This is a genomic window from Methylotenera sp. (assembly GCF_013141425.1).
Lineage (GTDB): Bacteria > Pseudomonadota > Gammaproteobacteria > Burkholderiales > Methylophilaceae > Methylotenera.
Map to the genome: position 1 here is coordinate 44,303 of NZ_JABFRA010000096.1, position 6,997 is coordinate 51,299.

The window sequence follows — 6,997 nt, forward strand, 5'->3', positions numbered from 1 at the left end:
TAGAGATTTTATCGCTTTAGAATGTGACATATTGTCGCGCGTCAGGGGGCCGCGCGACAAGTAGCCGCGCGACATCATGTCACTTCCGCAACATTTTTTTTAGTTTTAATATCCTGCCAGTTTTACGTTCAAATCCATTTTTGTATTTTAAGGGGAGTAAAAATGAAGCGCTGTCAGGAGGAATATCATGTTTGACTATCCGATTTTTGAAATGCCGTTTATTGGACATCGTTTGCTATTTGCATTTGATGCGATTTTGCATGTGTTTATCTCGCATGGTGCTGCAGTGGGCGGCAGTATTATTTTGGCACTCACCCAGTGGCTCGCCATTAAAAATAACGACCATAAGCTAGATGCACTTTCTTACAAAATTTTATTTACGTTTTTTATTTTAGCTACTGCCGTTGGTGCGTTGACGGGTATCGGTATTTGGATACACATTAATATCATCAACCCTGCTGCGATTGGTGCGCTACTTCGCGTATTCTTCTGGAAATGGTTTATTGAGTGGATTGTCTTTAATGCTGAGATGATACTCTTACTGTGGCTGTTCCTGATATGGAAAAAACATCCGCTTGGCACACAAGGTAAGAAAAAAGTCTTTAATTTGGTTCTATCTTATGCGGTTGCTTCATGGCTCACCATGGCGATTATTACAGCGATTTTAGGCTTTATGATGACCCCAGGTAATTGGTTGAAATCATACTTCCCAGCTGAGCCAGATTACATGGCAGCGCTGTTCAATCCGTCTTGGATTCCTTCACTTGGCTTCCGCACGTTCTGGTCAATTGCTTGGGCAGCGGCTATGGCGATGTTGCTGACTTGGTTTTTCACTAAAAAAGATTTGGAACTACGCCAAAAAGCCATGCGTTTATTCGGCACGGTGTTGTTGGTCTGCATTCCATTTTTTGTGTTGTTTGGCGCTTGGTATTACGCACAGTTTCCACAAGCCGCCAAAGACTTATTTTGGATGGGCGCGATTACACGTCGTTTAGCGGCACACCCTGAATATGCCACATATTTAATAGTTGCACTTTCAAGCATGGTATTAATTGGCGCGGTTTCTTTATATACCAAACCAAAACACGCACCTGTGTTTTTAGCGGTGATGATGTTAATCGGCTCAATGGGCTTGATTGGTGAGTTTGAGCGCGTGCGCGAATTTGTGCGTAAGCCGTACATCATCTACGACTACATGTATGCCAATGGCGTGCGTGTGGCCGATGTACCTTACCTCAACAAAACGGGCTACTTAAAACACGCTGCGTTTGTGCCGCCAGAGTTCCGTGAGGTGAACGAGCAAAACAAACTGGTGGCAGGTAAATATCTCTATCAAATGCAATGCCGTTATTGCCACACGACCAATGGTATTAACTCAGTGAAAGCGCGTACCGCTGGCTTGAGTGAAGAGGCAATCTATATTCGTATCGGTTCATTAAACTCACCCGCTACGCCGTTTATGCCGCCGTTTACAGGCACTGATGCCGAACGCAAGGCATTAGCTGCCTATTTAGCTTCACTGGCAACGCACGATAAACCTGCGCTCGCTTATCAAAAACAATTAGATGAGGTGAAAAAATGACCGATTTTAGAATCATTCCTGGTGACATTCCGTTGCCATTGCCCACCATGGGGCTGGAGTTCATGGAACCATTTTTCCACGGTCTGTTGATTGTGGCTTGGGTAGTGCATATTCTGTTTATTAACGTGTTGCTGGGGGCGTCGCTTGCCTCAGTATATTTCAATAGTAAAGGGCATAAAGAGAAAAATCCAATCTATGACCGAGTGGCCTACTTGCTCACCACACCTGTAACCATTTCAGAGAACATGGGCGCGCTATGGGGGGTGGCACCGCTCTTGCTAGTGAGTATATTGCTTACGCCTTTGTTTTACTCGTCATCTATTATGATTTCGCCGCATTGGTTGCATATCATATACGGTAACGTGGTGGCGTTCTTGCTCTCGTATTTGTATAAATATACTTGGCATACGCTAGAGCATCGCAAAACCTTACACATTTTTATTGGTACAGTTGGAGTAGCGTTGTTCTACACCCTTCCATGGGCATTTATGGCTAACGTGCAACTCGCTATGACACCAAGCACTTGGACATACACCACTCATTTTTGGGACGCGCTACTACGCGCGGATACATTCTTCCGCTTGGTGCACTTTTACTTAGCCACTTTTGCAGTAACAGGCGTGTTTATGTTGGTGTATGGTATGTACAAACGCAAAAGTGATAATGCAGAAGACCGTGAAGCAGGTGTGGTGCTTACCCGTACAGGTAAAACATGGTTCATTATCCCCACTGTGCTTAACTTCTTTGTAGGCCCATTGGTGCTGTTTAGCTTTCCTGATTACGGTATTGAAGCTTTTTTTGAAAATGGTTATTTCTGGGGCATCCTCCTCACCGTAGCTTTAGCACTATTTTCGCTATACCTATTATTGAAAGACTTTTTCAATGATGACCTACCTGCAAAACGTGTGTGGACGGTGGTTGCAGTAATGGTTGTTGCTATTCTTTCAATGGCTAGCTTACGCCACGGTATGCGTATGGGCTTGGTTAAACCTGTGTTAGACGCCTCACACGCTAAAACAGAACGCTTTCAAAGAGAATCACTCGCAGCGTTTGAAGAAGCTAAAAATACCCCTGCAACGCCAGTGGCAACACAAGCCAATGTGCACGCAGGTCAATCTTTGGCAGAAAAACATGGTTGTTTAGCTTGTCACAATGCAGACATCAAAGTGGTTGGCCCAGCCTACAAAGACGTAGCGGCTAAAGCTTACACGGCAGACCAAATTGTGGAATTGGTTAAAACACCCAAACCAGAAAACTGGCCAGGTTACATGCCAATGCCACCCATGCCGCAAGTGCCTGCTGAAGATGTTAAGCAGATTGCAGAATGGATTAACGGCTTAAAGTAAAGGGCTTTAATATCCTTACCTACTTACAAGTGAGGGTGTACGTGTTTAGAAATTAAATTACGTAGCAAATTTGCTCTTGATATAAATCAACTTTTATTAAAATTATTGAATTCCCCCTTTGCCCAGCACCTCGGTGTTGGGTTTTTTTTCAATAAAATCAACGGTGCGTCACATTGACGCGCGACAATTTGTCATATTACTTGGGGAGTATTAATTCTTTATAATTTTAACATTATGTAATTTAGGCAAAACTTACAAATGCACAATATTGATTACGAACAAGATTTTAGGCAGGGGTATGAAGCTTCATTGATAGCAGCAGCGAAAACGGATTTAGGCAAACAATTTTCAATGACTACAAGACCTCACGCTTCGATTTCCAAGAAAACGGCACTCTATGTTTTATCTGTCATAGCGCTGGTTATGATGGTAGTAGCGATGTGTTTCGCATTCATTGGCGCTTGGCCAGTTTTAATTTATGCCGTTTTGGTATTGCTTGGATTAAGTGCAGGGTTTCAGCACACCTTAAAACAATCGCAGAATTATGAGAAAATCATGATTAAAGACAGCACCTTACAGATAAAAAGCCGAATGCTGGCACAAAATAAAGAAGTTGAAATGAACCCTTTATGGGCAAAAGTGGTGATGGAATGCCAATCTCATGGCGATTGCCGGTACCTTGCTCTACGCTCACATGGCCGTGAGACTGAGGTTGGGCGTTATTTAAGTACGGAAGGCCGCTTTACTTTGGCGACAGAGCTGAAACGGCAACTGCAAAAGAACAGATAGTTTAACCATATCACTCAGATTATTTTGCCTCACTGATTTATCCTAACCAAGCCAGTAATTCACAACTATTGACCTGTATCCCTGCGACAATTTGACGCATTCCGTAAAGTGGCTATATCAAATACAATTCCAGTTGATAATGATCAAGGGGAAAGTCATGATAAAGAAGTTAACTTTAAGCACGCTATTGCTTTGTAGTAGCCAGGTAGTCCTTGCAGAAGATACAGTGAATGGGGCAACGGAAGCCAACGCAACGCAACTTGATTCGATTCAAGTACGTGCAACACAAGAGACAGGCTATGCGGTAAAAAACTCGTCTTCAGCTACTAAAACCGATACTCCAATAAAAGAAATTCCACAATCTATTCAAGTTCTGCCACGGCAACTAATGGATGATCAGCAAAATGTGACAGTGGGTGAAGCACTTAAAAATGTTAGTGGTGTGGTAACAAATGATGCATTCTCAACCCCCTCATTTGAGGCTACAAAAATTAGAGGATTCAAAGCTGAACAACTTCTCGACGGTTTTACGCAGTACTACAATTCAGGTGACCGTGAAAGTTTAGTTAATGTGCAAAAAATTGAAGTGTTAAAAGGGTCGAATGCCGTTCTATTTAGTGGGGGTTCTGGCTCGCCAGTAGGTGGTGTGGTCAACATTACCTCAAAGTTACCTCAAGCAAACGCGTTTGGAGAGCTCGGAGTTAAAGTTGGAACTGATAGCTTTGTACAGCCGTTTTTCGATATTAATCAGCCCATCAATGATAATGTGCTGTTTCGCATTACTGGTGAATATACACGCGCCGATAGCAATACGGACGTGGTTGAGCAAAAACGCTACAACATTAATCCAGTCATTACGTTTACCAATAACGAAACAACTTCTTTGACCTTGCAGGGTAAGGTTTCTCGCTGGAGGCAGCAAGACTATCAAGGTTTGCCGGCGACAGGCACGGTTGCGGGCAATTTTAAACTCAAGTCAAAATTGTTCATTGGAGACAAAGGCTTACCTGACAGTACCACAGAGTTTGATGGTATTTGGGCAACGCTGGACCATAAACTCAATGATGTTTGGTCTTTTAATGTAAAGGGCAGATACGCAGAGTCAGAGTTTGATCAAAAGGCTCAGGCACTTAGTGGTAACTCCCCAGATCGTGCTGATATTAGCCCCACGAGCTTTTCAATCTACAACACGCAGTTATTTCAAGAGCAAACCGAAAAAACGATATTGGCTAACGCCACTGCCAAATTTGATTGGGGAGCCACTAAAAATACCGTGTTGCTTGGTGCCGATTACAGCAAATTCAAAGACAAAGGCTTTATCGATCTGGACGCGGCATTTGATGCTGACACGCTTAAAGTGCTTGCCGCAGGTGCATTAGTTTTTCCGGCACCAGCTGATTGTGCCACGGCGGCGCTCTTTAGTTTTCCGTGCTCAACGCCAGTGGATTTGACCAACCCCAGTTTTACACCTTATAGCAAACCGGGTGCAGGCGTGAACAACAACTTTGTGACCAACACCACCTATGGTGCCTACGCGCAATGGCAAAGCACCATTGCAGACAGGCTGCACCTGTTGGCCAGTTTACGCCAGGCTCACGTAGAAATTGATTTTACTGGCCCGGAACTGGACATGACGGCCACCATTAACAATGCGCTGCTAGGTAACTTTGTATCCGTTTATCAACAAGCTAATGCCAACACCGAGAAGAATAAATTGCTACCAAGAGTTGGTACTGTTTTTGATGTTACAGATAGTATTTCTGTATTTGCTAACTATAGTGAAGGTTTGCGGGGACAACCTTTTGCATTATTTAGCGGTACACCAAAACCAGAAGAAACTCGCCAGCGCGAAGCAGGCATTAAGGTTGATACAGGCAATTTAACAGGTCAATTGGCAATTTATCATATTGATAGAAGCAATGTGGCTATTTCAGATCCAGCAAGCCTTACGCGTTCATTAACCAATGGCGAGCAACGCTCACGTGGGTTTGAAACCGATTTAACATGGCAAGCGACGCCCTCGCTTAAATTCCTTGGCAACTATGCCTACACCGATGCGGAATTTACCAAGAATGCCAGCACCACGGTCGTCAGCGGCAACCAGTTGCAAGGCGTGCCGAAAAATAGTGCCCGGCTTTGGGCAAATTACAATTTTGCATCATTGGGTGTATCAGGCCTGAGTGCAGGCTTAGGTGCGTATTGGCAATCAGAAGCCTATGTAGACAATGCCAATACCTTTAAGGCTGATAGCTACCACACGATTGATGCTGCAATTAATTATCAAACAGCTCGCTACAATGTTGGCTTGACGGTAAAAAACCTGACCAATGAAGATTACTACCAGTTCTATAATTATCTAGGTGGTCGCATTGCGCCAGATAACGGCACACAAGCCTATCTGTCAGTCTCAATGAAATATTAAGATGGACCGCAGAAAATTTATTAAGCTTACTTCAAGCGCCAGCGCGGCTATTGCGCTTGCAAAACTTAGTGTCAGTCATGCGGATGAAGCAGAGCAACAAACGCATCTAGCGACAAACGATTCCGCCGAGCAACAACATTTAGATGCAATGCAACGCTACGCAAGTTTGACTGGTGGCAGCAAGGTGGTCATTGGCATGCTGGTGTACCCTGGCATGTTTTTGCAAGACTTAGTCGGGCCGCTGGCGGTGTTTGAGGCATTGATGAATCGGGATATTCATTTGGTTTGGAAAAATCTAGAACCTATTGCGAATGAAAAGCCTGAGCACAAAGCGCTCATTCCAGTTACACCCACATCCACATTTAAAGATTGTCCTAAAAACCTAGATGTATTGTTTGTGCCTGGTGGCGTTCCTGGCACGCTTACCATGATGGAAGATCCAGAAGTGCTAGCATTCTTAGCAGAGCAAGGAAAAACTGCAAAATACATCACTAGCGTCTGCACAGGCTCGCTCATCTTAGGTGCAGCAGGGTTGTTAAATGGCTACAAAGCAACTTCCCATTGGGTGACGTTAAATGTACTTGCTGAGCTTGGAGCAATTCCAACAAAAGGTCGAGTGGTTGTTGATAGAAACAGAATCACTGGCGGCGGCGTGACTGCTGGCATTGATTTTGGTTTAAAAATTGTAGCCATGTTACGCAATGAAGATTACGCAAAAGCTGTTCAGCTTTACCTTGAATATAACCCAGAACCACCCTTCGATGCGGGCTCCCCAGAAAAAGCCCCACCCGTAGTCACACAATTCCTTAATGATATGTTTGCAGAGCTAGTTAAAACTTCAAAGCAAACAGCAAAACG

Annotated in this window: 5 protein-coding genes; all 5 read left to right on the forward strand. The window is 44.0% G+C overall.

The genetic code is table 11. The annotated features are described in order from the left end of the window. Positions 1–187 precede the first annotated feature (187 nt). Positions 188–1,582, forward strand: a complete 1,395-nt coding sequence (locus HOO90_RS08695) for a cytochrome c (protein WP_292842121.1) — start codon at positions 188–190, stop codon at positions 1,580–1,582. Further along, entirely contained in the window at positions 1,579–2,928 is a 1,350-nt protein-coding gene (locus HOO90_RS08700) for a c-type cytochrome (protein WP_292842123.1), read from the forward strand. Before HOO90_RS08695 ends, HOO90_RS08700 begins: the two co-directional genes overlap by 4 nt. 258 nt (positions 2,929–3,186) lie before the next feature. After that, positions 3,187–3,717, forward strand: a complete 531-nt coding sequence (locus tag HOO90_RS08705) for a DUF2244 domain-containing protein (RefSeq protein WP_292842125.1) — start codon at positions 3,187–3,189, stop codon at positions 3,715–3,717. Positions 3,718–3,874: 157 nt separating this feature from the next. Next, a complete protein-coding gene (locus HOO90_RS08710; protein ID WP_292842127.1) occupies positions 3,875–6,139 on the forward strand; it encodes a TonB-dependent siderophore receptor in 2,265 nt (754 codons plus the stop codon). Between the two features lies 1 nt (position 6,140). After that, the coding region (locus HOO90_RS08715) for a DJ-1/PfpI family protein (RefSeq protein ID WP_292842129.1) at positions 6,141–6,997 on the forward strand (857 nt) is incomplete at its 3' end.

Coding starts and splice junctions, on each gene's coding strand:
- HOO90_RS08695 (WP_292842121.1), top strand. CDS start 188: ATGTTTGACTATCCGATTTTTGAAATGCCGTTTATTGGACATCGTTTG.
- HOO90_RS08705 (WP_292842125.1), top strand. CDS start 3,187: ATGCACAATATTGATTACGAACAAGATTTTAGGCAGGGGTATGAAGCT.
- HOO90_RS08710 (WP_292842127.1), top strand. CDS start 3,875: ATGATAAAGAAGTTAACTTTAAGCACGCTATTGCTTTGTAGTAGCCAG.
- HOO90_RS08700 (WP_292842123.1), top strand. CDS start 1,579: ATGACCGATTTTAGAATCATTCCTGGTGACATTCCGTTGCCATTGCCC.